We start from the raw sequence: 23,996 nt of genomic DNA on the forward strand, positions 1-23,996 counted from the left end.
TTTCCTTTTATACGGAAAACAGGCTGGATATGAACTCCAATATCCATCCCACGGTGGCCCATGATGAAACTGCGCGACCTGATTGAAACTGTTCGCCTGCGGTATCGCCCACTTGTTATCGCGGACGAGTGGTCGCAAGACCGAACTGTATTTGGCGGCATCGTAGTCGCCCTGGCTCATGAAGCCATGCTTACTTACGTGCCTCAGGAGCGGGTTCTACGTTCGCTGTCGATTGCCTTCGTGGCGCCGGTGGCAACCGGGCAGCCGTTGTTCTTCGAAATAGAGGTATTGCGGGAAGGAAGCGGCATTACCTATCTGCATTGCCGGGTCATTCAGCACGACCAGACCGTCACCACCCTGCAGGCCTGCTATGGTGCGCCGCGGCAGTCGACACTGGCGCTGGCGGCGGATGCCTGCTTCGAGTTGCCCGCGATCGAAGCGTGCGAGCCGTTTCCTTTCCTGCCCGGGATGACACCTCTTTACTTGCAGAATTTCGATGTTCGCTGGGGTGTTGGTGGCATGCCCTTCATGGGAGCTACATCCAGGCGCACGGGGGGCTGGATCCGTTTCAGGGACGAGCCTGAAGCGGGAAGGCTGAGCGAGTCGCATCTGTTGGCGGTAATAGATGCCTGGCCGCCACCGGTGTTGTCGCTTCTCAAGGGGGCCGTGCCCGGCAGTTCCCTCACCTGGAGCATCGAACTGGCCCAACCCCTTACACAACTGCCGACCAATACATGGTTTGCCATGCAGCTTTGCAGCGAATACTCGGAGCAGGGCTACAGCGCCTGCTCTGCCAGCGTGTGGTCAGCGGACGGCCAACTACTGGCTCTGGGGCGCCAGACGGTGGCCGTTTTCGGCTAGGTCTGCCAGCGGCGATGCACCTTACTCCTGATCAGGAGGCGTCAGCCGCGCCTCCAGCCCGGCAACCTGCTGCTCCAGCGTTTCGAGAGGCGTGCGCGGGTAAGGTAAACCACAAACGCATTATTCTAACTATAAGCCCTGATAGCTATGCACAAAAGCGCGCCTAAACAAGCTGGAAAAACTGCGCGAGCAGAAGATCTACGGCGTACGCAGGATCAGGACCTGGAGGGAAGCAGCCACTCGTTATCTGGTTGAGTACAAGGACCAACCCTCGATTAGGCTCACTGCCATCCATCTGGAGCAGTTGGACCCGTACATCGGGGACACCCCTGTCACTCACATCGATGATGAAACACTGGCCTCGTACATCAAGGATCGCTTGAGGCCCAGCAAGACCAGCGACGGCAAGGTGAAGCGCGGGGTTTCTTACCGAACAGTGAACATCGCCCAGGAGCGCGTCATACGCATCCTCAATCTTTGCGCCAGGAAATGGCGTGATGAGCAGAAGAGTCCCTGGCTCGATGTGGTAACGATGATCACCAAGCTGGAGGAGAAGAAAACCAGGCGGTCGCCCTATCCCCTGTCCTGGGACGAGCAATCGATTCTCTTCGCCGAACTGCCTGATCACTTGCGCCGCATGGCCCTTTACAAGGTGAACAGCGGCTCGCGTGAGCAGGAAGTCGTGAAGCTGCGCTGGGACTGGGAGATACCGGTTCCAGAACTCAAGACCAGTGTCTTCCTCATACCGGCTGATTTCGGGGGCAGGCATGAGAGTTCGGGGGTCAAGAACGGCGACGAGCGTTTGGTGGTACTGAACAACGTGGCGAAATCTGTCATCGAGGGACAGCGTGGCCTGGACCCAGTTTGGGTGTTCCCTTATGGGATGCCCGACCAGAACGGCAAGGCGATGCCAGTACACCGGATGAACGACTCGGCCTGGAAGAAAGCCAGGAGCCGGGCGGCAAAGAAATTCCAGGAGAAGTTTCTGCGCCCTGCTCCACCCGGATTCGCCTCGATCCGAATCCACGACCTGAAGCACACGTTTGGCCGCAGGCTTCGAGCGGCCGGGGTAACGGAGGAGGACAGGAGAGCTCTGCTGGGCCACAAGAACGGCAGCATCACCAGTCATTACTCGGCGGCAGAGCTGGGCAAACTGATCGATGAAGCCAACAAGATATCGACTACCGACTCCCGCGGGCCGGTACTGACGATACTGAGGAGGAAGGCAGGATGAAGAGTCCCGCAAAAGTCCCTGAAACGAAAAAGGCCAGTCGTTTCCGAACTGGCCTAAGTCGTTGAAGAATATGGTCGGGACGGAGTGATTCGAACACTCGACCCCTTGCACCCCATGCAAGTGCGCTACCAGGCTGCGCTACGCCCCGACATTTGAACCTGGCTCCCGGTCACCCGAAAGCGGAACGAACTATACAATAAGCTTTTGAATTGTGGAAGTTTTTTTTCAGGAGGGACGCTTATTTGCGCAAGACCAGGAGAACATCCTCTAGCTCGGTGATCATCTGCCGGATCAGCTGCTTGTACTGGGTAGAGTCGTCCTTCGCTTCATCGCCGGTGAGGCGCTGGCGCGCCCCGCCGATGGTAAAGCCCTGGTCGTAGAGCAGCGCCCGGATCTGCCGAATCATCAGCACATCCTGGCGCTGGTAGTAGCGCCTGTTCCCTCGCCGCTTGACTGGGTTGAGTTGAGGAAACTCCTGCTCCCAGTAGCGCAGCACGTGGGGCTTGACCGCGCAGAGTTCACTGACCTCACCAATAGTGAAGTAGCGCTTGCCTGGAATGGGCGGTAACTCGTCGTTATGACTTGGTTCCAGCATAAGCTTCGACCCTGGCTTTGAGTTTCTGCCCTGGACGGAAAGTGACCACACGGCGAGCCGTGATCGGGATTTCCTCTCCTGTCTTCGGATTTCGTCCTGGGCGCTGACGCTTATCGCGCAAGTCGAAATTGCCGAATCCGGACAACTTCACCTGTTCGTTATGCTCTAGCGCCTGACGGATTTCCTCGAAGAACAGCTCCACCAATTCCTTGGCTTCCCGTTTATTCAGGCCAAGCTCTTCATAAAGACGTTCAGCCATCTCAGCTTTCGTCAGAGCCCCCATACGCTACTTCCTTAACGTGGCATTGAACCTGTCTTCCAGCGAGGTGACGATGTTTTGCGTTGTGTTATTCACCTCATCGTCAGTAAGAGTGCGCGATGGATGCTGCCAGGTCAAGCCGACGGCCAAGCTTTTTCTATGCGGATCAATGCCTTTACCGTGATAGACGTCAAATAGCCTGAGGTCTGTCAGCCACTCACCCGCCCCTGCGCGGATCGTGTTGAGGACAGCCTCGGCAGCTACTTCACGATCCACCAGCAAGGCCAGGTCGCGGCGAACCTCAGGGAAGCGCGACAGTTCGCTGAACTTCGGAAGCCGCCCTTGCATCACCTCAGCCTGCACCAGCTCGAACAAATAGACGGGCTGGTCGATATCCAAGGCCTTGGCAAGCTCCGGATGGAGGGCACCGAGGTAGCCCACAAAACGGCCGTCGCGCTCGATGCGAGCTGTCTGGCCCGGATGCAATGCAGCGTGCTCACCCGGAACGAAGTCAAAACATTCAAGTGCGCCAGCGGCGCCCAGCAGAGCCTCGACATCAGCCTTCACGTCATAGAAGTCCACGCCATCGCGACCATGGGCCCAGCCTTCAGGTAGGCGCGAGCCGCAGACCACGCCAGCAAGCATGACCTCCTGCTTCAGCCCTTCCAGCTGACCGACGAAGCGAAGACCGCTTTCGAACATACGCACACGGGACTGCTGGCGGTTGAGGTTGTGCTGCAGCGCCTTGACCAGGCCCGGCCATAGGGACGAGCGCATCGCCGACATATCAACGGAGATAGGGTTGGCCAAGGTGAGCGGCTTGACGCCGGGGCTGAACAGCTCGAACAACTTGGGATCGATGAAGCTGTAGGTGATGGCTTCCTGGTAGCCGCGCGCGACCAGCAAGCGGCGCAGCGCAGGCAGCTCGACGGCGGACTCGGCATTCGCCTTGGGCGCCAGGCGGGCCTGGGGATAGCGAACCGGCAGGCGATTGTAGCCATAGAGGCGACCCAGCTCCTCGATCAGGTCGACTTCAAGGCTGATGTCGAAGCGGTGACTGGGCACGCCTACGAGCCACTGACCAACACCTTGCGCTGTGACCTCGAGGTCCAAGGCGGTAAGCAGGCGCTCGACTTCAGCCGCGTCCATCTCCATGCCCAGCATCTGCGCGATGCGCTCGGCACGCAGCGTGACAGGTGCAACGCTGGGCAGACTCGCTTCACTCACGCTCTCGATGATGGGGCCAGCTTCGCCGCCAACGATTTCCAGCAGCAAGGCGGTGGCACGCTCCATGGCTTCGCGAGCCAACTGCCAATCCACGCCACGCTCGAAGCGGTGGGAGGAGTCGGTATGCAGGCCATAGGAGCGAGCCTTACCGGCAACTGCGATGGTGTCGAAGAACGCACTTTCCAGGAACAGGTCACGGGTTTTTGCGCTGACACCGCTGTGTTCGCCACCCATGACGCCAGCAATTGCCAGGGCGCGCTGATGGTCGGCGATCACCAGGGTATCGGCACGCAGACTGACTTCCTGGCCGTCCAACAAGACGAGCTTCTCGCCCTCCTCAGCCATGCGCACACGGATGCCGCCGTTGATTTCGGCGAGATCGAACGCGTGCATCGGCTGGCCGAGCTCGAGCATTACGTAGTTCGTGATGTCGACCGCTGCGTCGATGCTGCGCACATCGGCGCGACGTAGGCGCTCGACCATCCACAGCGGCGTCGGCTTGGACAGGTCTACATTGCGAATGACTCGACCAAGATAGCGCGGGCACGCAGCCGGCGCAGTCACTTCGACAGGGCGAACCTCGTCATGACTGGGTGCGACGGCATCGACTTTCAGGCGGGCAACAGGGGTGGCATAGAGCGCACCGACTTCTCGGGCCAGGCCGGAGAGACTCAAGCAATCGCCGCGATTGGGAGTCAGACCCAGCTCGATGATCACGTCATCGAGGCCCAGATAAGCGCGAATGTCCTGACCTACCGGCGCGTCGGCCGCCAGCTCCATAAGGCCATCGTGGTCGTCGCTGATCTGCAGCTCGGAAGCTGAGCACAGCATGCCGCTGGACTCGACCCCGCGGAGCTTCGCCTTCTTGATCTTGAAATCACCGGGCAACTCGGCGCCGATCATTGCAAACGGAATCTTCAAGCCAGGGCGCACGTTGGGTGCACCACACACTACCTGGAACGATTCCGCACCATTGCTGACCTGGCAGACGCGCAGTTTGTCGGCGTCGGGATGCTGCTCCATGCTGAGCACCTCACCCACTACCACGCCGCTGAACACGCCAGCGACCGGCGTAACGCTGTCCACTTCGAGGCCAGCCATCGACAAACGAGCAACCAGCTCGTCGCGGGAAACCTGCGGGCTTACCCAGCTCCGCAGCCATTGTTCACTGAATTTCATCCTGCTCTCCTAAGGGATTCGTTTCTGACGTGACGACCTAGCGGAATTGCGCGAGGAAGCGCAGGTCGTTGTCGAAGAACAGGCGCAAATCGTTGACGCCATAACGCAGCATGGCCAAGCGTTCCACGCCCATCCCGAAGGCGAAGCCCTGGTATTTCTCCGGATCGATGCCGGACATGCGCAGTACGTTCGGGTGCACCATGCCGCAGCCCATCACTTCCAGCCAGCCGGTCTGCTTGCACACGCGGCAGCCTTTGCCGCTGCACATCACGCACGACATGTCGACTTCGGCGGATGGCTCGGTGAAGGGGAAGAAGGATGGACGGAAGCGCACGCCAAGGTCCTTTTCGAAAAAGACGCGCAGGAACTCTTCGATGGTGCCCTTGAGGTCGGCGAAACTGATGCCCTCGTCGACCAGCAGGCCTTCGACCTGATGGAACATCGGCGAGTGGGTGATATCGGAGTCGCAGCGATAGACGCGGCCTGGACAGACGATGCGGATCGGGGGCTGCTGCGACTCCATGGTGCGTACCTGGACCGGCGAGGTATGGGTGCGCAGCAACATGTTCGCATTGAAATAGAAGGTATCGTGCATTGCCCGGGCTGGGTGATGGCCGGGAATGTTGAGCGCTTCGAAGTTGTGGTAGTCGTCTTCGACCTCCGGGCCCTCGGCGATGCCGTAACCAATACGGGTGAAGAACTGCTCCACACGCTCCAGCGTGCGCGTGACCGGATGCAAGCCACCCGAGGATTGGCCTCGCCCGGGCAGGGTCACATCAATGCGCTCTGCCGCGAGCTTGGCACTAAGTGCTGCCTGCTCAAGCGACTCTTTGCGGCTGTTCAAGGCATCCTGAACGCGCTCCTTGGCCGCATTAATCAAGGCGCCGACTTTCGGACGCTCTTCGGCCGGCAGGTCGCCCAAGGTCTTCATCACCTGGGTCAACTCGCCCTTCTTGCCAAGGTAGTGAACGCGAATCTGCTCCAGGGCATTCACGTCTTCAGCTTGTTGCACGGCCTCAAGCGCTTGCGAGACCAGCGCATCCAGATTTTCCATGTACAGACTCCAGATACGAAATAGGGGAAGAGCGCAAGGCCCTTCCCCTATCGGTGACGTTCAGCACCGGGCGAACCCGGGATTGTCGGGGACTTAAGCCAGGACGGCCTTAGCTTTCTCGACAATCGCAGCAAACGCCGCTTTTTCGTTCACTGCCAGGTCGGCCAGAACCTTACGGTCGATCTCGATGGCAGCTTTTTTCAGGCCAGCGATCAGGCGGCTGTAGGACAGACCGTTCTGACGAGCACCAGCGTTGATACGAGCGATCCACAGAGCGCGGAACTGACGCTTCTTCTGACGGCGGTCGCGGTAGGCATATTGGCCAGCCTTGATTACCGCCTGCTTGGCAACACGGAACACGCGCGAGCGAGCACCGTAGTAGCCTTTGGCGAGTTTCAGAATCTTTTTGTGACGCTTGCGAGCGATGACGCCGCGCTTAACACGAGCCATGAGTAATTTCCTCTAGAATCTTGACCGATTAACGAACGCGCAGCATGCGCTCCACTTTTGCAACGTCGGACGGGTGCACCAGGGTGCTACCACGCAGCTGACGCTTACGCTTGGTGGTCATCTTGGTCAGGATGTGGCTCTTGAAAGCGTGCTTGTGCTTGAAGCCGGAAGCAGTTTTCAGAAAACGCTTCGCAGCACCACTCTTGGTTTTCATCTTTGGCATGTTCGGATACTCCGCATTCAGTCAATACACATAACCGCAAGGCCTGCCAGTGCCCTGGGGGTTATTTTCGCTTTTTGGGGGCGATGACCATCATCAGCTGGCGTCCTTCCAGCTTAGGATGCTGTTCAACGGTGCCGTATTCGGCAAGGTCAGCTTCGACCCGCTTCAACAGCTCCATGCCCAGCTCCTGGTGGGCCATCTCACGACCGCGGAATCGCAAGGATACCTTGGCCTTGTCCCCGTCACTTAGGAAACGTACCAGGTTGCGTAGTTTTACCTGGTAATCCCCTTCTTCCGTCCCTGGACGAAACTTGATTTCTTTTACCTGAATCTGCTTCTGGTTCTTCTTCGCGGCCGCAACCTGCTTCTTCTTCTCGAAGATATGCTTGCCGTAATCCATGATCCGGCAGACAGGCGGTACGGCATCGGCGGAGATTTCCACCAGATCCAGCTTTGCTTCTTCAGCGACACGCAGCGCTTCATCAATCGAGACGATGCCAATCTGCTCGCCGTCAGCACCAATTAACCGAACCTCGCGTGCCGAGATATTCTCGTTGATCGGGGCTTTCGGTGCAGTTCGTTTGTCCTGTCTCATTTCACGCTTAATAGTGATTACTCCAATTCTTGGCGACCACGCCGGGAAACCGCTTGCGCGAGCGACACCGCGAACTGGTCCAAGGGCATGGACCCAAGATCAATGCCTTCACGGGTGCGCACTGCAACGGATCGTGTCTCAACCTCCCGATCTCCGATAACCAAGAGATAGGGAACCTTGAGCAAGGTATGCTCGCGGATTTTAAAGCCGATCTTTTCGTTTCTCAAGTCGGACTTGGCACGAAACCCGCTTTGATTCAGGGTTTTTTCCACTTCCAGGGCAAAATCGGCCTGCTTGTCGGTGATATTCATCACCACTGCCTGGGTTGGCGCCAGCCATGCCGGGAACGCCCCGGCGTAGTTCTCGATCAGCATGCCGATAAAGCGCTCGAAGGAGCCAAGAATGGCACGATGCAGCATCACAGGGCGCTTGCGGCTGTTGTCTTCCGCGATATAGGCGGCATCCAGACGCTCCGGCAGGTTCGGATCGTACTGCAGGGTACCGCACTGCCAGTTACGACCCAGGCAATCTTTCAGGGTGAACTCAATCTTCGGTCCATAGAATGCACCCTCGCCCGGCTGATATTCCCAAGCGAGACCGGACTCATTCAGCGCATCGGCCAAGGCGCTTTCAGCACGATCCCAAAGCTCGTCGGAACCCACCCGCTTAACCGGACGAGTCGACAGCTTCATCGAAATATCAGTGAAGCCGAAGTCGCCATACACCTGCAGGGTCAGCTTGATGAAATCGGCAGCCTCCTGCTTGACCTGATCTTCGGTACAGAAGATGTGGGCGTCATCCTGGGTAAATCCACGCACGCGCATGATGCCGTGCAGAGCACCGGACGGCTCGTTGCGATGACAGGCGCCGAACTCAGCCAGGCGCAGCGGCAGGTCGCGGTAGGACTTGAGCCCCTGATTGAAGATCTGCACGTGGCACGGGCAGTTCATGGGCTTCACCGCGTAGTCGCGATTCTCGGACGAGGTAGTGAACATGTTCTCGGCATAATTCGACCAATGCCCGGACTTTTCCCAGAGAATACGATCGACCACCTGCGGAGTGCGCACCTCGACGTAGCCATTCTCGCGCTGCACCTGGCGCATGTACTGCTCCAGCACCTGATACACAGTCCAACCGCTCGGGTGCCAGAACACCATGCCCGGCGCCTCTTCCTGCAGGTGGAACAGATCCAACTGCTTGCCGATGCGCCGGTGATCACGCTTCTCAGCCTCCTCAATACGCTGAACGTAAGCAGCCAGCTGCTTCTTATCCGCCCAGGCAGTACCGTAGATCCGCTGCAGCTGTTCGTTCTTGGAGTCACCGCGCCAGTAGGCACCGGAGATCTTGGTCAGCTTGAATGCTTTGAGGAAACGAGTATTAGGCACGTGCGGGCCACGACACATGTCCACATATTCCTCATGGAAATACAGCCCCATGGCCGACTCATCCGGCATGTCATCGACCAGGCGCAACTTGTATTCCTCACCGCGATCCTTGAACACCTCAATGACCTCGGCACGAGGCGTCATTTTCTTGATGACGTCGTAATCCTTCTCGATCAGCTCCTGCATGCGCTTCTCGATCGCAGCCATGTCTTCAGGCGTAAAGGGACGCTCGTAGGAGATGTCGTAATAAAAGCCCTCTTCAATAACAGGGCCGATCACCATCTTGGCAGTCGGATAGAGCTGCTTGACCGCATGACCAATCAGGTGAGCGCAGGAGTGGCGAATGATCTCCAACCCCTCCTCATCCTTGGGCGTGATGATCTGCAGCACGGCATCCGTATCGATCAGATCACAAGCATCAACCAGCTTGCCATTGACTTTGCCAGCCAATGTGGCCTTGGCCAGCCCCGCACCGATGGACTGGGCCACCTCAAGCACGGAAACGGACTTATCGAACACACGCTGACTGCCGTCGGGAAGAGTAATGATGGGCATGGCGCCTCCTCTCCTAGTGGTGACCTCTACCAAAGGCCACATGGGTTGGGATGAGCCAGTAAGCGATCCGGAGGTATACCCGCCATACAGTGGCAGGAGCCCTTGAGGCCAACCAGAACCGAACCAGAGTCACTGGAGGTAATAAGGATGCGGGATGCTTCCAGAAAGCCACGCCCCTGACAAGCGCCCAATAAAAAAGGGTCACATGAGTGACCTTTTTATCGAATTTGATAGGCACAATTGGACTCGAACCAACGACCCCTACCATGTCAAGGTGACTGCCGGAAGCACCTAAATGCTTGATACCAAAGGAAAAATGGTAATTCTAAGGCACCACGAAAGCACGCAGTCTACCACAATAGAATCAATAACTTAGCGTTGTATTTTCATACAGTAGTCGGCCTGCGCACGAGACATCACTCCGATACCCCCTGGCAGATGCCACCATCTCCTCTTCAAAACCCATCTGCTGCCGGTCGACGTTTACCCCAAGTCAAGCCCCGAATCTAACAGGCTCGAGCGCAGGGCAAATGCATCCCTTCTCATCTCCTCATAACGAGGATCAGCCCGCCAGTAAGATTGGAATCGCCATTTATTTCTGGTTGACCTCAGCCCCTGCCGATTTTGAAAGCGACCAAACAATCAAAAGGGATCCGATTAACCGCTCGCTTCTGCCTTATAAGCTGCTGCGAGTGCCATGCAACGGGCATTTTCCGAATTACAAGGCGCATCTCCTCTGTGCTCCCCTGCAAATGCCGGAGCGCTATTCGCAGATTCGACCGCGCGAACAACGTGACCATCTGCGCCGCAATCTTGCCCCCACGCTCACCTTCACGTAACCGAACTGCCCCTAGATCACTTAGATGCTCGACCTTCGCCTGCCCCCAGGCTTTTGTTCGCGGCCAACACCGCCGAATCATAGTTGCGACTCATGAGGACCGATCTTTCCGCATGTGCTCGCCTCGCAAGTAGGCGACCCAGTACACGCCGGCTACTAACAAAGTGCCACCAACTACATTGCCCGCGGTCACCGCGAGAATGTTCTTACCGACTCCGGCGATCGACACCTCGTCGTGTGCATCCACTGCGAGCCCGAACGGCAGAAAGAACCAGTTCGCGATTGAATGCTCGAAGCCGATGGCCACGAAGGCAGTGACAGGGAAGAGGATTGCCAGGATCTGACCATCGCCGAGATGGTTGCCGAGGCCGAATGCAGCAAGCCCACCGTCCTGCGGGTTCTCGATGAGTTCAACATCGAGCGTGGCACACGCATGGCGATGGAGGCCTGATCATGGCCAAGGACCAGCAGCAACGCTCTGCCGAAACGGCGAAAGACGCAAAGAGCTCGAAGAGAAGGAGTTGTGCCATCGGGTGCGGCCCAGCACCAGGGCGAAGCTGGAGGAGCTGATGGCCTGGCACGGCATCACCGAGATCAGCGAAGCGGTCCAGTTACTGATCATGAATACCCACGCACTAGGGTCAGCAGGCTCGGCTTCGGCCCTCGCTGTCCCGCGCCACAATTTCACGACCCGCGAATACGTGGCGCTGGAACTTTACGCAGAAGGCACGCGAATCGCCGGCAAGCGCGACCGAGAAGACGCATAGAGGGCAGGCATCAACCGTCGTCACGGCCCTCGCATTTCACCTCTTTCTTGTATTCGTCACGCTTTGCTTCGACCTTTACCCGGCACGGACCGTCCCAGTACTCGTCCTTCCATTCACCCCGGGCCCAGGTCCTGCCACGCCCATCCGGGCATTTAACTTCCAGCTTGTAGTCGCCCTTGTCAGAGACCTCTTTGACGCGACACGGGCCGTCCCGGTACTCGTCTTCCCACTTGTCATCGCGATCACCCGCGATAGCCAAGCCAGCAACGGAAGCGAACATCAGAAACGCGCCCACGAAAGGCTTTATGCCCATCACGCACCCTCAACAACAAGCCTCGATGAAAGCCCCGCATCAGCTGAGGGGCGCCAGATATCGCTAAGACACTGGCGCGATCGCTTTTGCTCAACGGCGGCTACGCGGCTTGTCGTAAGGTCGCCCGTCCCATCCCACCGACCCGCCAGCCGCACAAGCGGCATGGCATCGCTCGACATGGAGAAAGCATGACCACATACGGATTCGTGCGCAGCAGCATAGAAGCCGCCAGCGTGGCCTAGCACCCGCTGGGGTGGCGTGCCAAGTGGTTCGCCGAGATCGAGCCCTTCCGTTCCTCCGTCCTCGCCCACCGCTGGCCGGATGCCCCAACCTGGGCGACATGACCAAGATCGCCCGCCAGGTGCTGGTGGGCAGTATTCCGGCGCCGGATGTCCTAGTCGGCGGCACGCCCTGCCAAGCCTTCAGCGTGGCCGGCATGCACGAAGGCCTGGCCGACCCGCGCGGCGCCCTCACCATCAAGTACGTGGAGCTCGCAGATGCAGCTGACCTTGTTAGAGCCAGAGCGGGTAAGCCCCCCCCATCATCGTCTGGGAGAACGTCCCCGGCGTCCTCTCCGACAAAGGCAACTCGTTCGGCTGCTTCCTCGGTGCCCTGGTGGGCGAATCCGATGCGCTCCAGCCGGCAGGGGGCAAATGGGCGGGCGCTGGTTGTGCGTATGGATCCACGCGAACAGCCGCATGGCAGATGCTGGATGCTGGATGCTGGATGCTGGATGCTGGATGCCCAACATTTCGGCCTGGCCCAACGACGCCGCCGCGTGTTCGTTGTCGCAAGTGCTCGAGTTGGATTCGATCCCTGCGCGGTACTTTTTGAGCTTGAAGGCTCTCGCCGGGATAGCCCGCCGAGACGGCCGGCGGAGCAGGCACTTCATCCTACCCTCACGGCTCAGGGGGGCGGCGCTCTCGATGACCGAGAGGCATATGTACTGGACGCCGAAGGGCGTCAGACGCACAACACCCCGCGAGTGGGAGCGCTGCCAAGGCCTCCCTGACGACTACACCCTACCCCCTGGCGCAGCAAGCCTACGGAGGAATGCCCGGACGGCCCGCGCCACAAGCGTTATTGGCAACAGCAAGGCTATTCCAGCGGTGCGTTGGATTGGCCGGCGGATCCAGCGGCAACTCGACTGCTAGTCGCCGGCGTCAAGCCCTCTACTGCCGCCTCCTGTCAACGAATGCTCGTAGTGCTCTTTGAAAGTCTCTGCGGCCACAATCGCAGCGCTTTGGAGCTCCCAATAATCGAGCCGCACATCTTCGTCACTGAGATCGGGCCCAGAGCTGAGAAAATCCCCAACTGCGTTGAACGTTTTGGCAGCCTCGCGTGCGAGTTGCTCAGCTTTCTGCCAGTAGTTTTCACCCGCCATGCTCGGTCCTCCGGGAATTGGGCTCAAAGAGTTAGGCACAGCAGAGTGCCGTGCGCCACCCTCCCCGGCCTCTCTGGTCGGGGAGGTCGTCGCGCACACTACTCCGAACACATCCTGGCGTGCTCGTCGGCCCAACGGTGAAGTACGTCTTCCGGGATGCAGTGAGGCGATTCCACTCGCGCCTTGAGCTTCTCAGCGAATGAGATCGCCGATGCTTGATCCTTGAACGACACTGCCATCCCGCAGGCTTCCACTTGCCATACATCTCGTCCTTGGTCTGTGAGTCGCTGAACCGCTATGTCCATGGACATCCTTCCAAGTGAAAGGCCAATCAGCCTCATGAGCACCACCAAACGGCGGGCAAAAAAAAGCCAACCACTCGGGCTGGCCAACTAACAAAGTATAAGCGCCTTTAAGCACTGGGGTACCGTGTCGCAGGATCAGGCTAGGCCTGAAATGTGACCGTTTGTGACGCCACTCGCGCCCTGGTGATCACCAGAACGGAGATAACTAACAAGGTGACCTATGCGCACGCATCCAAGTGCCCGATCTGCTGCACCGCCCAGTCCGGCGCCGATCTGATCGCAGCTGGCGCCGGGGTGGATTTCGATGCCGCTCAGCATTACCTGGGTTTTTCCTGCATTGGCAGGTTCACCGGCGCCGGCGGCCAGGTGAAGGCCACACCACCTGGAAAAAGTTGCAACTGGACACTGGGTGGCTTGTTCCAGATGCACGAACTGGAAGGGATTACCGAGGACGGCGAGCGCCACCCGCTCTTCGAACCTGCGTCTCCGACCGAAGCGCAGGCACACCAGAAGACCAAGTCACGACCCGAATCATCCTCTGCCGGAGCTCAGGGCGCCCGGCCCCTTGCGGCTGCCTCCGCTGCATCCCCGCTCCACCCAAGTTCTGATCCATCCCTTACTCCCCACAGCTTGGCGTTACCGCCAGGGAGGGCAAACCATGACCGAACGAGCACCACGCCTTGGTGGACTTCCAGCAGCACCAGCAACAGCTTTGGGTTGTCCTGGAAGAGAATCACGAGAAGTGACTGGCCGCGAAAACCCAGTTACTCGCTGAACGTGAGGCTCTGATAGCCAAGTTCGTGAATGCCGCATGTGCAGAAAGCGTAGGACCGCGAATGCGAAAGGCAGTCGAAGCAGCCCTCGCCAACCACCGCGAACAGCACTGCCCTGCCCGACCAGCATCCTTGCCCGATGCACTCGGTCGGGAGGGCAGCGAGGGATCAGTGAAGCACAGCGCTGCTTAACCGGCACTGCAGCACATTGCTCCATCCCCACACGTCAACCGGAACACCCCTCGCGCGCTGCGCTGGGCGGCGAGGTATTGTCTATAGCACGAGTGATTGCCCAGATGACCGTTCAGTTGCCATGCCTCATGGAGGTCGGCGAATACAGGAAGCTGCGCTATGCCGGCGGGAAGCCCAGCCTGCAGCAACTCACGAAATGGGTCGAGAACGGAACCGTGGTCGGCGAGACCAAAGGCGATATGTACTTTGTGGACCTGCAGACTGAGCTAACCGGATCCAGTGATTCCCTGCTGGCCAAGATGCTGGAGTTTGGCTGACGGCTCCGCACCGCAAACGCACCAGCAAAAACCGCAGCCTGCCGAACAACCTGTACCCTAACGGGGAAGTACTGGCAGTACCGCAACCCCATCCCAGGCAAGAAGACCAACATCAACAAGCTCGCCTGGGCGGCCAACGCCAAATTGGCCCCGCTCATGGCTGAGGACGGCACCCTGCTTGCCTTGCTGACTGGCGAGAAGACCCCAACTGTCGATCACCTGCTGGGCCGGTTCGAAGAGGAATGGCTGCCGCCCCGCAGCTATTCCGAGCGCACCCTGCCGGAAATCAAGTTCAAGTTGGCCAGGTACCGGGCCGACGTCGGGACGCGAATGGTTGACCAACTGGACGTGCTGGCCGTAGCCGAGTACCTGGACCAGTTCAGCAACAACGCCTACACGAAGCACCGGGGCCTGATGGTGCAGGTGTTCGCCTTCGCCGTCGCCGTCGCCAAGGGCCTGGCTGAGCGCAACGTCGCAGAGCTGACCCTGGTGAAGGTCGAGGCCGAGAAGAAACGCCAACGCCATACCAAGGAAGGTCTGGACGCCATCCTGACCTATGAGTGGACTCCGGAGTGGCTGCGGCGGGGAATCCGGCTTGCACTGGTGAGCCTGCAGCGGAGGGAGGACATCGCGACCCGAGAGAAGGCCGCGGTCGACCTGGAGAAGAACACCATCCGCGTCTCCCCGGGCAAAACCCAGAACTATGACAACCCGGTGCATCTGGAGATCGTCATGGGTGAAGCGCTGCGTGCCGTCGTAAAGGAGAGCCTGGCCTCGCCGGTCGTCTGCCCCCGCCTGATCCACTACTCGCCCAAGGCCCGTAAGCGGGAGCAGCTGGACGCGAAGCGGCACTGGAACGCAGTGACCGAGGATTAACTGCCGAAGGCCTTCAGCAAGACTCGGGACGATTCAGAAGCCTATAAGGCGATGCCGAAGGACGAGCGACCAACCTTTCACGAGATCTGGGCGCTGGATGCCTGGCTGTATGAGCAGCAGGGCTGTCTGCAGGAATACATCCAGGCGCTGATGGGCCATGCTGACGTGAGGATGACTGAGCACTATCAGGCCGGTCACGAAGGGAAGGAGGTGCAATACCTGACGGTGGGCGCAGACCTGAAGCTATAGGCTCGATAGTCATTTTCCCAAAATTTTCCCAAAACAAAAAAGGCGACCCTTTCGGATCGCCTTCTAAGCCCCGCGTGACGCGGGTTCGATTTGGTAGGCACAATTGGACTCGAACCAACGACCCCCACCATGTCAAGGTGGTGCTCTAACCAACTGAGCTATGTGCCTTCGATGGGTGCGCATTCTACGGACTTACTTTTCTCTGTCAACACCTTTTTTCGCTAACTCTCTGAAAAAGTGGATTTTTTACTGTTCACCGCTCCGTTAAATATTTTGCACAGAGACTAGCCGACCCGACTCAACTCAGGTAGCATCATCCCATCTGTAAAAAATAAAAAACAGAGATTCCATTATGACGCACACTCCCTACCCCCAATCCTATTACGCCTTTTCGGCCAACCCCGTCCCGGCTCGCCCGGAACTCAAGGGTGAGACCGAGACTGATGTCTGTATCGTAGGGGCTGGATATACCGGTCTCTCTACCGCACTGTTCCTTCTGGAGAATGGTTTCAAGGTCACCATCCTGGAAGCGGCCAAGGTGGGCTTTGGCGCGTCCGGTCGTAACGGTGGCCAGATCGTCAACAGCTACAGCCGCGATATCGACGTGATCGAGCGCACCTCCAACGCCAAGCACGCCCAACTGATGGGCCAGATGGCATTTGAAGGCGGGCGCATCATTCGAGAGCGCATCGCCAAGTACAACATCCAGTGCGATCTGAAGGACGGCGGCGTTTTCGCTGCGTTCACCAAGAAGCAGATGGAGCACCTCGAGTCGCAGAAGAAGCTCTGGGAACGCTACGGCCACACCCAGCTCGAGATGATGGACGCCAAGCGCATCCGTGAAGTGGCGGCGACCGACAACTATATCGGCGGCATGCTAGACATGAGCGGCGGCCATATCCACCCGCTGAACCTTGCCCTTGGCGAAGCCGCTGCCGTGGAATCCCTGGGCGGAATCATCCACGAGCAGAGCCCGGCCGTTCGTATCGAGCGCGGCGCGAACCCTGTCGTGCAAACACCGCAAGGTCGAGTGAAGGCCAAGTTCGTGGTGGTAGCCGGTAACGCCTACATGGGCAACCTGATCCCAGAACTCGCAGCCAAATCGATGCCGTGCGGCACTCAGGTGATTACCACCGAGCCGCTGTCCGAGGAGATGGCCAAGTCACTTCTACCGCAAGATTACTGCGTAGAGGACTGCAACTATCTGCTGGACTACTACCGCCTCTCTGGCGACAAGCGCCTGATCTATGGCGGCGGCGTCGTCTATGGCGCGCGTGACCCGGCAAACATCGAAGCGATCATTCGTCCGAAGATGCTCAAGACCTTCCCGCAGCTGAAGAACGTGAAGATAGACTTCGCCTGGACCGGCAACTTCCTGCTGACCCTGTCGCGCCTGCCACAGGTTGGCCGGATTGGCGACAACATCTATTACTCCCAGGGCTGCAGCGGCCATGGCGTGACCTACACCCACGTAGCGGGCAAGGTCATCGCGGAAACCCTGCGCGGCCAGGCCGAGCGATTCGATGCATTCGCAAGCCTTCCGCACTATCCGTTCCCGGGCGGCCAGGTTTTCCGCGTACCGTTCACGGCACTGGGCGCTTGGTACTACAGCCTGCGCGACAAGCTGGGCGTCTGACCCCCAATGCAATACGTCAACGGCGCCCTGAGGCGCCGTTTTCATTTACCCAATCAAGGCATCTGCCGCCGTGCAATGCTGGCCGTTTCAGCCTGCCCTGCGGCATCCAATTCCTCGGCTCCTTTCAACCAGCGCCCGCGCTCAACCGCAGCGGGCAACTGGTCTGGGGATTGCAGCAACACAGCCCATCGGCTAGCAGCGTCCCATCCGGCCTCGAACTCACCAAACCCCATTTGCATGCGACGTTGATGTCCACTACGCAGCAGCAGCGTCCGATTTTCCAGGTCATAGCCCACCAGCAAAGCGAAACGCCAGCTGGGCAGCAAACCATAGCCCTGCTTCAGGTACACCATAACGGGATTACCCGCCGCAACCTGCTCAAGCAGATCGTCGAGCCCACTACCGAGCGGATAGACCAGCAGGCCATGCCGACGTGCGACATCCTCGATGCTGCGTTGCAGGCTCTCCTCCTGCTGCGGCAGGCGCAATTCCGATTCGAGCAGTCCAGGCGTGACGACCTCGCCTTGCTGGGTCAGCAAGGCAGCGAGCGCAGCAGGCGCACTCTGGTAGGCGTTCTGGGCGAAGAAAGGAACGCCGCTCAGCTCGACAGCCTCGGGCAGGGCACTGACTCTGGGAGAGCGTGAATGCTCTGCGCATGCGCCCAGGAAGACGAGACTGCAGGCAACGGCGATTGGCTTGATGAGGCGGCGGGGTAAAGGCACGGCATCACTCTGATTACGACAGGATTGAATGACCGGCGATCATACTGCCGCCGATCTTCTCGGTATATCGTCCAGGCTTGGCAATACCGCCTGGACGGTTACCAAAGCGCGAAAGCCTGCAACACCCGCCCCGTAGATCTCATGAAACTGTTAGCCGAAACCCTCCTGAAACGGGTCACTCGTTCATTTCAGCGACAATTACTTAGTTTTTAACGACGCGCTGTGACTTATCGGTTTCGTTCGGTCATCCACATTCATGACGGTGTCATAAAGCCCTATGGGCTCCTCCGTCACCTTCATTGGGCACAATATGGAGAGACCAATCCCATGAACGCACCTCTGCGATTCAACGAAGCACTGATCATTACAGGCCGCGCCTTCAAGCCATTCCAATGCGTTGCCTGGGCCCCCCAGGACGGCACCGGCGAGCTGAGCATCAGCGTCATCGATCGCACCAGCACTCGTCTGCTGGGTCGCTCGAAGATTCCGAGCAGCACCTATTCCGACCCTGAGCAACTGGCCATTGTCCTGCTGCAATCCCGCGAAGAACTAAGCAGCAAAGGTTACAGCCTCGACCCCTGGAGCATGCCGGAGTAAAACTCCCGCTCCGTGCCCAATGAGCGGCGGGCAGCATCAGTTGCCCGCCGCGATGTTCCCGTTCTCCCGCCCCTGCAGCCTTTGCTGCGCATTGGCCACTTGGCAAGATCTGTGCGGTCATTGTCATTGTTGCCACCCTCCCGACCGATCAAACTGGCATCACCTTCAACCGGGGAAGATGCCCATGGAAACCGTTCGCCAGATCGCCTGCCTGGTGTTTGCCGATGCGATGAGCCTGGATATCACGGGCCCACTGCAGGTTTTTGCCTCAGCCAACGCGGAACGCCAGCGACAAGGGCTGCCTTCCTGCTACGAGATTCACCTGCTCGGCAATGAGGCCGGTCCGATTACCCTTTCTGCCGGCTTCGCACTGGTCGCAGACCAATCCTGGCACCAAGTGTCAGCAGCTGACTTCGACACCCTGCTGGTTCCCGGCGGCGCCGGAGTGGAAGCCATGCGCAAGAATGAGGCGCTACTCGACTGGTTGCGCCATGCCGAACCCAGGGTTCGTCGGCTCGGGTCGATCTGCTCGGGCGCATTGATCCTCGCAGCCGCAGGACTTCTGGACGGGCGCCCTGCCACGACTCACTGGGCCGATGTTCCAGCGCTTCAAGCACATCCCGGGATCATTCTCCAGGGTGAGCGCCTGCATACCTTCGATGCCAGCGGCCAGGATGGTGATGCCCACGTTTTCACCTCTGCCGGCGTCACGGCCGGAATCGACCTGGCCCTGGCCCTGATCGAGTCGGATCTGGGACGTACGATGGCTCTGGCAGTGGCCCGCCGACTGGTGCTGTTCCTGCGTCGTCCGGGCGGCCAGGCACAGTTCAGCGCCTTGCTCACTCCAGAGCCTTGCCGGACTCCCAAACTGGCGGCGCTGCTCGATTGGATCCCCGCCCACTTGGGCGACGATCTCTCACTCGACGCACTGGCCAGCCAAGCCGGCATGTCCCCCCGCAGCCTGTCACGCGCCTTTGTGCAGGAACTAGGAGTAGGGCCCGGCAAATATGTCGAGCGAGTACGACTCGAAGCCGCTCGCGCGCTCCTGCAGGACGCGCAGGCCTCCATCGGCACCGTTGCGCGACTGACCGGCTTCGGCCATCCGGAGAACCTGCGCCGCAGCTTTCACAAATACTTGTCCGTGAGCCCGCAGGAATACGCGGAGCGATTCGGACGCACCACAAGCCATTGAGGGAATTGCCATGCTGGAGCTTCGCCCTGGCTGCGAATGTTGCGACCGCGACCTTCCACCCGACTCGCCGGACGCTCTGATCTGCTCGTTCGAATGCACCTTCTGCCGCGACTGCGCCGGCCAGCGCCTGCACGGAATCTGCCCGAACTGCGGAGGAGAGCTGGTGAGACGCCCGATCCGTCCCGCCGGAAAACTGGATAGGTTCCCCGCCTCGACCGATCGCATCCACAAACCATCTGGCTGTCAGCCCATCGCCTGAGACAAGACGACCATGCTCACCTTCTTGAAGAAGTTCCGGGGCGATGCCATCGCCCCACCCCCTCGCCCCGGCGTGAAGCAGATCGCCATCGCCTGGTTGGGTGGCATACTGGCAATCGCCAGCATCGCCAGCCTCGGCGACATGCTCTCGCTGACATTGTTACTGGGATCATTCGGCGCGTCCTGTGTGCTGGTTTTCGGGTTTCCCGATGTGCCCTTCTCGCAACCGCGTAATATCCTCTTCGGCCACTTGCTCAGCACGCTGACTGGCCTTGCCATTCTCCACAGCCTGGGCCCGCACTGGTGGGCCGTCGCATTGGCCGTGGGCACCGCTATCGCCCTGATGATGGCAACCCGAACAGTGCATCCACCGGCCGGCTCCAATCCAGTGATCGTGTTCCTGCTGCAACCCGGCTGGGACTTTGTTCTGTACCCCACACTGACCGGCGCGCTGCTGCTGGTGGCCGTGGCACTTCTCTTCAACAACGCGACACGTGAAAGTCGCTACCCGAAATATTGGTAAGCCTGAGAATCAAGGACGAATCATGCTGCTCGGCAACCCCCCATCCGATTATTGTTCGCCGCCCAGGCGCTTTACTGGAGTTGCGCCATGATCGGCGTAACCCTTAAGGCACTGGTCGGCCTGCAACTAGCCCCGCTTAACGCCCTCGCAATCCTGCCGCTAGGCCTGCTGGTACGCGGCAACCTGCTGGCTGCTCAACCGCTGTCGTTGTTCATGCAACGCCACGGCCGCAGACCGGGCCTGATGATCGGCGCCACATGCGGCATCGCAGGCGGGCCGCACAGCGCGCTCGGGGTCTGGCTGGGTGATTTCCCGCTGTTCTGCCTCGGCGCCCTACCCATCGGAGCCCACCAGGCTTCGGCCATGTATTACCGCTTTGCCGCACTCGAAGCAGTGGACAAATGAAAAAGGCGACCCATGGGTCGCCTTTCTCAGTGCGATCACGCCTTAGTAGTAGGCGTTCTCGCGATTGCTGTGGTCAGTGACGTCCCGCACGCCCTTCAACTCGGGAATTCGCTCCATCAGGGTCTTCTCGACACCGTCCTTCAGCGTCATGTCGACCATGCCGCACCCCTGGCAGCCACCACCGAATTTCAGCACGGCGATGCCTTCTTCGACCACGTCGACCAGGCTCACCTGACCACCATGGCTGGCCAGACCCGGATTGATCTCGGTCTGCAGGTAATAGTTGATGCGCTCATTGAGCGGGCTCTCTTCATTGACCATCGGCACTTTCGCATTCGGAGCCTTGATGGTCAGCTGGCCGCCCATGCGGTCGGTGGCGTAATCGACTATTGCATCCTCCAGGAACGGCTCGCTGACGCCATCGATCCAGGCCGTGAAGGCGGCCAGCGCAAGGGCGCTGTCTTCCGGCTTCTGCTCACCCGGCTTGCAATAGGCAATGCAGGTTTCAGCGTACTGGGTGCCCGGCTGGGTAATGAAGACGCGAATGCCGATGCCCGGGGTGCTCTGCTTCTCCAGCAGATCCGCCAGATAGTCCTGGGCGGCTTGGGTGATGGTGATGGCGCTCATGGAAACTCCTCGCAAACGTAGGCGCAGTGTACGCCAAAGGGCAGCCCAGGATAAAGGCCTACCAAATTAGTAGGAATAATTCGCGTCAAGCCCGGGTTCACAGGTTCTGGTATCGGTTCATGTCCAACACGCCCTTCTCAACCGGCTCGGTCTCCCCGATGTAACGAGAAAGATCGTGGAAGTAGTACCAGAACTGCGGATGCGAACGACGGATGCCCCAGCGCCGCACGATCTGCTCGAACGCCTCCTGGTCCCGCACCTGCTGCAACGCCGCGACAAAATCCGGCACTTCGTCGACCCGGAGATTGAACATGAAATTCGGATAGCTGCTGAGAACGCCCGGATAAACCGTCAACGTATCCAGGCCCGGCTGATAGCGCAGCTCTTCACCTACGATGAAGGCCACATTGCTGTGCGCCCGGTTGCGTAACAGGCTGTAGACCTCGCGCCTGCCATCCGGCAATTCGACGCGAAGCAGGGTCGCCTCGGGCAGCAACTCGATGACCTTCAGCCCCGCCGCTGGCCGGCTGACCAGTTGGCTGAGCGCCTGCTCGGCCTCCTGCAGCAGCGGCGCTACCGTCGGCCTTGAGCAATGTGCGCCAGTGCAGCGGTTAATCGGGTCGGGGCGCGCATTCAGCCCGGCATAACGCTCCATCAAGGTGTCAGCGAACGTCCGTTTCGGGTCACTGCCGGCAAGTGCCAAGCCAGTGGGCGTTTCATGGTCGATGGCCTGGTAGTCCAGCCACATCTTCAGCTTGCCGCTGTTCTGGTACCAATCGTTGAGTATCTTCGCTCGGGCCTCTGCTGGCATCAGACGGAGGAAGTTCACCTCAGCGCCATTGCGGATCAGGTCGAAGTACAAGCGCGTCTGCGCCTGGTGCGAGACATTGCCGAATACGTCGAAATTGACCACCAGCTGGTAATAGGTGCGCTCGAAGAGCGGATAGTCCATCCACCAAAGCGTCTGCGGGACATCCCCAATGAGGCCTTTGCGCACCGAGGCACTGTCGTGCTGGCGGAAGATCGACAGCAACGCATTGTCGTTGCCGGCCCAGATATGCGCCCAACTGGCTGGAGGCGCCTCGGCGTAGGCTTCCATGCGCAGCGCTTCGTATTCATTGCGTTTATCACGGTAGGTGAGCCAGAGGCCCAACAGGTCACCGATCTCGTCGAACTGACCCGGCATCGCCAACAGCGGCGTCGCAGCCTCGCGGTACTCGGCGTCAGTGATGTACAGGTCATGCGCCGGGTCCTGAAACAGGGTCCAGAAGTTGTCGCGGATCACGTCGGTGGCGATCTGCCCCCGGCAAACCGGACCGCGAATAAAGGTGCGTACGAAGTACTCGGCGTTATCCAACATGAACTGATAGCGCGCCCGCGCCGGGATGGCGCGGAACGTTTCGAACGGGTTGGCACGACGTTGTGCGCCGTAGCCGGGCACCTGCTCTGCTACCCAGTCGCCAGAGAGGAACAGCTCCCTGACCCGCACCAGCTTCTGCGCGCTCAGCGGATAAGTAATGTGCGTCTTGTGCACGATCACGCCCTGGATCGGCCAGAGACGGTAATAGAACGCGCTGCCGGGGTCGTCATTGGGCCGACGCGTAGCGATGGGGTCGATTGGCTGGCCACTGGGCGTGCGTGAGCGAACCACTTGGAAAAAGTGGCCAGCCTCCCCGTTCTCGAAGTAGAGATGCGCAAGAAACAGGTGCTCGAACAGCCAGCGCCCCACCAGCGCCTCACGGGCGCCCGGGGCATTCAGCAAAGCCTCCCATTCGGCAACCTGGCGGGCCTCGGCGGCGCTCGGTTGCACGACCGGCTCATCCACTGGCGCCCCCTCGTCCAGCCAGCGCTGCAAGGTCTGGTACTCCGTCCCACTGAGCCCCGTCACCGCGAATGGCATACCCGCTTGGGCATGCTGCTTGGCGTAAGCCTCGAATTCGTCGGGCCGCGGACACTGGTTCTTGCGGCCGATGCTGATATCCAGCCCACCCGGAAGCTTCGCATTGGGCACGAGCGGATGGGACTTGCCCAGCTCCAGCATCCGCGCCATGAGCGCAGCCTGGCCGCCATTGCCCTCCAGCACCGACTGGAAGCCCTTGTGCTTCCAGGCCTCTGCACCATGCGCATCGAAGTAGAGCCGCGTGGTTTCCTGCGCCTTGGTCCGCGCACCATCATAGACCGGTACTTTGCTCGCTCCGCGTGCAGCGCCCTCGGCACTCCCCAAGTTGAGCTGACAGGGAGCGTCGTAGCAGGCGTGGCAGGCCACGCACTTCTGGGTAAAGATCGGCTGGATGTCGCGGCTGTATGACAGCCCCTGTGCCAGGGCGGGAAGGCTCGGCAGCATGAGCAAGACGAACACGATATCCAGCTTTCGCAGCGACATGACCCGATCCCTGAAACCCAAA

The 23,996-nt window shown here is 59.6% G+C and carries 28 protein-coding genes, 2 tRNA genes and 3 pseudogenes; 17 read left to right on the forward strand and 16 right to left on the reverse strand.

The window, feature by feature from the left end; all coding sequences use genetic code 11:
- Positions 1–63 precede the first annotated feature (63 nt).
- Both J7302_RS10685 and J7302_RS10690 read left to right on the forward strand, forming a co-directional pair.
- Positions 64–861 (forward strand): acyl-CoA thioesterase, encoded by a 798-nt coding sequence (locus J7302_RS10685; protein WP_215373667.1) that lies wholly within the window; start codon positions 64–66, stop codon positions 859–861.
- A gap of 163 nt (positions 862–1,024) precedes the next feature.
- A pseudogene (locus J7302_RS10690) lies at positions 1,025–2,095 on the forward strand (tyrosine-type recombinase/integrase); the annotation flags it as partial.
- Positions 2,096–2,166: 71 nt separating this feature from the next.
- Here the strand turns inward: J7302_RS10690 and J7302_RS10695 are convergent.
- The 9 genes from J7302_RS10695 to thrS all read right to left on the reverse strand — a co-directional run bounded on the left by J7302_RS10695 (position 2,167) and on the right by thrS (position 9,617).
- Positions 2,167–2,243, reverse strand: a tRNA-Pro gene (locus J7302_RS10695).
- A gap of 90 nt (positions 2,244–2,333) precedes the next feature.
- Positions 2,334–2,690: a MerR family transcriptional regulator gene (locus tag J7302_RS10700; RefSeq protein WP_215373669.1), complete on the reverse strand. Its 357-nt coding sequence runs from the start codon at positions 2,688–2,690 to the stop codon at positions 2,334–2,336.
- Complete coding sequence (gene ihfA, locus J7302_RS10705) at positions 2,671–2,973, reverse strand: integration host factor subunit alpha (RefSeq protein ID WP_003282572.1); 303 nt, start codon at positions 2,971–2,973, stop codon at positions 2,671–2,673. The genes J7302_RS10700 and ihfA overlap by 20 nt, the downstream gene beginning before the upstream one ends.
- Positions 2,974–2,976: 3 nt before the next feature.
- On the reverse strand, positions 2,977–5,355 hold the full coding sequence (gene pheT, locus J7302_RS10710; protein ID WP_215373672.1) for a phenylalanine--tRNA ligase subunit beta: 2,379 nt from the start codon (positions 5,353–5,355) through the stop codon (positions 2,977–2,979).
- A 37-nt stretch (positions 5,356–5,392) separates the two neighbouring features.
- Positions 5,393–6,409, reverse strand: a complete 1,017-nt coding sequence (gene pheS, locus J7302_RS10715; protein WP_215373674.1) for a phenylalanine--tRNA ligase subunit alpha — start codon at positions 6,407–6,409, stop codon at positions 5,393–5,395.
- Between the two features lie 93 nt (positions 6,410–6,502).
- Complete coding sequence (gene rplT / locus J7302_RS10720; protein ID WP_215373677.1) at positions 6,503–6,859, reverse strand: 50S ribosomal protein L20; 357 nt, start codon at positions 6,857–6,859, stop codon at positions 6,503–6,505.
- A 28-nt stretch (positions 6,860–6,887) separates the two neighbouring features.
- Positions 6,888–7,082, reverse strand: coding sequence for a 50S ribosomal protein L35 (gene rpmI, locus J7302_RS10725; protein ID WP_215373679.1), 195 nt, complete (start codon positions 7,080–7,082; stop codon positions 6,888–6,890).
- A gap of 61 nt (positions 7,083–7,143) precedes the next feature.
- Entirely contained in the window at positions 7,144–7,695 is a 552-nt protein-coding gene (infC, locus tag J7302_RS10730) for a translation initiation factor IF-3 (RefSeq protein WP_215373853.1), read from the reverse strand.
- Entirely contained in the window at positions 7,695–9,617 is a 1,923-nt protein-coding gene (gene thrS, locus J7302_RS10735) for a threonine--tRNA ligase (RefSeq protein ID WP_215373681.1), read from the reverse strand. Before thrS ends, infC begins: the two co-directional genes overlap by 1 nt.
- A gap of 530 nt (positions 9,618–10,147) precedes the next feature.
- On the opposite strand from thrS, the gene J7302_RS10740 reads away from it, so the two are divergent.
- The gene (locus tag J7302_RS10740) at positions 10,148–10,456 is read left to right on the forward strand and encodes a hypothetical protein (RefSeq protein ID WP_215373684.1); all 309 of its coding nucleotides are present in this window, start codon (positions 10,148–10,150) and stop codon (positions 10,454–10,456) included.
- A gap of 90 nt (positions 10,457–10,546) precedes the next feature.
- Here J7302_RS10740 and J7302_RS10745 read toward each other — a convergent pair whose 3' ends face one another.
- Complete coding sequence (locus J7302_RS10745) at positions 10,547–10,762, reverse strand: formate/nitrite transporter family protein (protein ID WP_349814440.1); 216 nt, start codon at positions 10,760–10,762, stop codon at positions 10,547–10,549.
- On the opposite strand from J7302_RS10745, the gene J7302_RS26455 reads away from it, so the two are divergent.
- Both J7302_RS26455 and J7302_RS10750 read left to right on the forward strand, forming a co-directional pair.
- Complete coding sequence (locus J7302_RS26455) at positions 10,742–10,906, forward strand: hypothetical protein (RefSeq protein WP_251701990.1); 165 nt, start codon at positions 10,742–10,744, stop codon at positions 10,904–10,906. The genes J7302_RS10745 and J7302_RS26455 overlap by 21 nt on opposite strands.
- A gap of 82 nt (positions 10,907–10,988) precedes the next feature.
- Positions 10,989–11,222, forward strand: a complete 234-nt coding sequence (locus J7302_RS10750; protein WP_215373687.1) for a hypothetical protein — start codon at positions 10,989–10,991, stop codon at positions 11,220–11,222.
- A gap of 10 nt (positions 11,223–11,232) precedes the next feature.
- Here the strand turns inward: J7302_RS10750 and J7302_RS10755 are convergent, their stop codons facing one another.
- On the reverse strand, positions 11,233–11,535 hold the full coding sequence (locus J7302_RS10755; protein ID WP_215373690.1) for a hypothetical protein: 303 nt from the start codon (positions 11,533–11,535) through the stop codon (positions 11,233–11,235).
- A gap of 188 nt (positions 11,536–11,723) precedes the next feature.
- Between J7302_RS10755 and J7302_RS10760 the strand changes: the two are divergent.
- Both J7302_RS10760 and J7302_RS26945 read left to right on the forward strand, forming a co-directional pair.
- Positions 11,724–12,457 (forward strand): annotated as a pseudogene (locus J7302_RS10760) (DNA cytosine methyltransferase); the annotation flags it as partial.
- 19 nt (positions 12,458–12,476) lie between these two features.
- Complete coding sequence (locus tag J7302_RS26945) at positions 12,477–12,689, forward strand: DNA cytosine methyltransferase (protein WP_349814441.1); 213 nt, start codon at positions 12,477–12,479, stop codon at positions 12,687–12,689.
- On the opposite strand, the gene J7302_RS10765 is transcribed toward J7302_RS26945, so the two are convergent.
- Positions 12,686–12,919: a hypothetical protein gene (locus tag J7302_RS10765; RefSeq protein ID WP_215373692.1), complete on the reverse strand. Its 234-nt coding sequence runs from the start codon at positions 12,917–12,919 to the stop codon at positions 12,686–12,688. The genes J7302_RS26945 and J7302_RS10765 overlap by 4 nt on opposite strands.
- Before the next feature lie 518 nt (positions 12,920–13,437).
- On the opposite strand from J7302_RS10765, the gene J7302_RS26950 reads away from it, so the two are divergent.
- From J7302_RS26950 to J7302_RS26465, 4 genes are all read left to right on the forward strand, one after another.
- Positions 13,438–14,013, forward strand: coding sequence for a VVA0879 family protein (locus tag J7302_RS26950; protein ID WP_349814442.1), 576 nt, complete (start codon positions 13,438–13,440; stop codon positions 14,011–14,013).
- A gap of 280 nt (positions 14,014–14,293) precedes the next feature.
- Positions 14,294–14,506 (forward strand): hypothetical protein, encoded by a 213-nt coding sequence (locus J7302_RS10770; RefSeq protein WP_251701992.1) that lies wholly within the window; start codon positions 14,294–14,296, stop codon positions 14,504–14,506.
- A 156-nt stretch (positions 14,507–14,662) separates the two neighbouring features.
- On the forward strand, positions 14,663–15,382 hold the full coding sequence (locus J7302_RS26460) for a recombinase XerD (RefSeq protein ID WP_251701993.1): 720 nt from the start codon (positions 14,663–14,665) through the stop codon (positions 15,380–15,382).
- Between the two features lie 51 nt (positions 15,383–15,433).
- Positions 15,434–15,631, forward strand: a complete 198-nt coding sequence (locus tag J7302_RS26465) for a site-specific integrase (protein ID WP_251701994.1) — start codon at positions 15,434–15,436, stop codon at positions 15,629–15,631.
- Between the two features lie 91 nt (positions 15,632–15,722).
- Here J7302_RS26465 and J7302_RS10780 read toward each other — a convergent pair.
- Positions 15,723–15,799: transfer RNA gene (locus J7302_RS10780), tRNA-Val, on the reverse strand.
- Between the two features lie 184 nt (positions 15,800–15,983).
- Between J7302_RS10780 and J7302_RS10785 the strand changes: the two genes are divergently transcribed.
- Positions 15,984–17,267, forward strand: coding sequence for an NAD(P)/FAD-dependent oxidoreductase (locus J7302_RS10785; RefSeq protein ID WP_215373694.1), 1,284 nt, complete (start codon positions 15,984–15,986; stop codon positions 17,265–17,267).
- Positions 17,268–17,320: 53 nt separating this feature from the next.
- Here the strand turns inward: J7302_RS10785 and J7302_RS10790 are convergent, their stop codons facing one another.
- Complete coding sequence (locus J7302_RS10790; RefSeq protein WP_215373697.1) at positions 17,321–17,989, reverse strand: PA2778 family cysteine peptidase; 669 nt, start codon at positions 17,987–17,989, stop codon at positions 17,321–17,323.
- A gap of 327 nt (positions 17,990–18,316) precedes the next feature.
- Between J7302_RS10790 and J7302_RS10795 the strand changes: the two genes are divergently transcribed.
- The 5 genes and pseudogenes from J7302_RS10795 to J7302_RS10815 all read left to right on the forward strand — a co-directional run.
- Entirely contained in the window at positions 18,317–18,586 is a 270-nt protein-coding gene (locus J7302_RS10795) for a hypothetical protein (protein WP_215373699.1), read from the forward strand.
- Between the two features lie 184 nt (positions 18,587–18,770).
- Complete coding sequence (locus J7302_RS10800) at positions 18,771–19,778, forward strand: GlxA family transcriptional regulator (protein WP_215373705.1); 1,008 nt, start codon at positions 18,771–18,773, stop codon at positions 19,776–19,778.
- A 10-nt stretch (positions 19,779–19,788) separates the two neighbouring features.
- On the forward strand, positions 19,789–20,037 hold the full coding sequence (locus J7302_RS10805) for a DUF1272 domain-containing protein (RefSeq protein ID WP_215373708.1): 249 nt from the start codon (positions 19,789–19,791) through the stop codon (positions 20,035–20,037).
- 12 nt (positions 20,038–20,049) lie between these two features.
- On the forward strand, positions 20,050–20,559 hold the full coding sequence (locus tag J7302_RS10810) for an HPP family protein (RefSeq protein ID WP_215373712.1): 510 nt from the start codon (positions 20,050–20,052) through the stop codon (positions 20,557–20,559).
- Between the two features lie 42 nt (positions 20,560–20,601).
- A pseudogene (locus J7302_RS10815) lies at positions 20,602–20,958 on the forward strand (MFS transporter); the annotation flags it as partial.
- Between the two features lie 48 nt (positions 20,959–21,006).
- Here the strand turns inward: J7302_RS10815 and nfuA are convergent.
- Positions 21,007–21,591 (reverse strand): Fe-S biogenesis protein NfuA, encoded by a 585-nt coding sequence (gene nfuA, locus J7302_RS10820; protein ID WP_215373727.1) that lies wholly within the window; start codon positions 21,589–21,591, stop codon positions 21,007–21,009.
- A 97-nt stretch (positions 21,592–21,688) separates the two neighbouring features.
- Positions 21,689–23,974 (reverse strand): fatty acid cis/trans isomerase, encoded by a 2,286-nt coding sequence (locus J7302_RS10825; protein WP_215373730.1) that lies wholly within the window; start codon positions 23,972–23,974, stop codon positions 21,689–21,691.
- Between the last annotated feature and the right edge of the window lie 22 nt (positions 23,975–23,996).

Origin of the sequence: Metapseudomonas boanensis (assembly GCF_018704125.1) — a bacterium.
Taxonomy (GTDB): Bacteria; Pseudomonadota; Gammaproteobacteria; order Pseudomonadales; family Pseudomonadaceae; genus Metapseudomonas; species Metapseudomonas boanensis.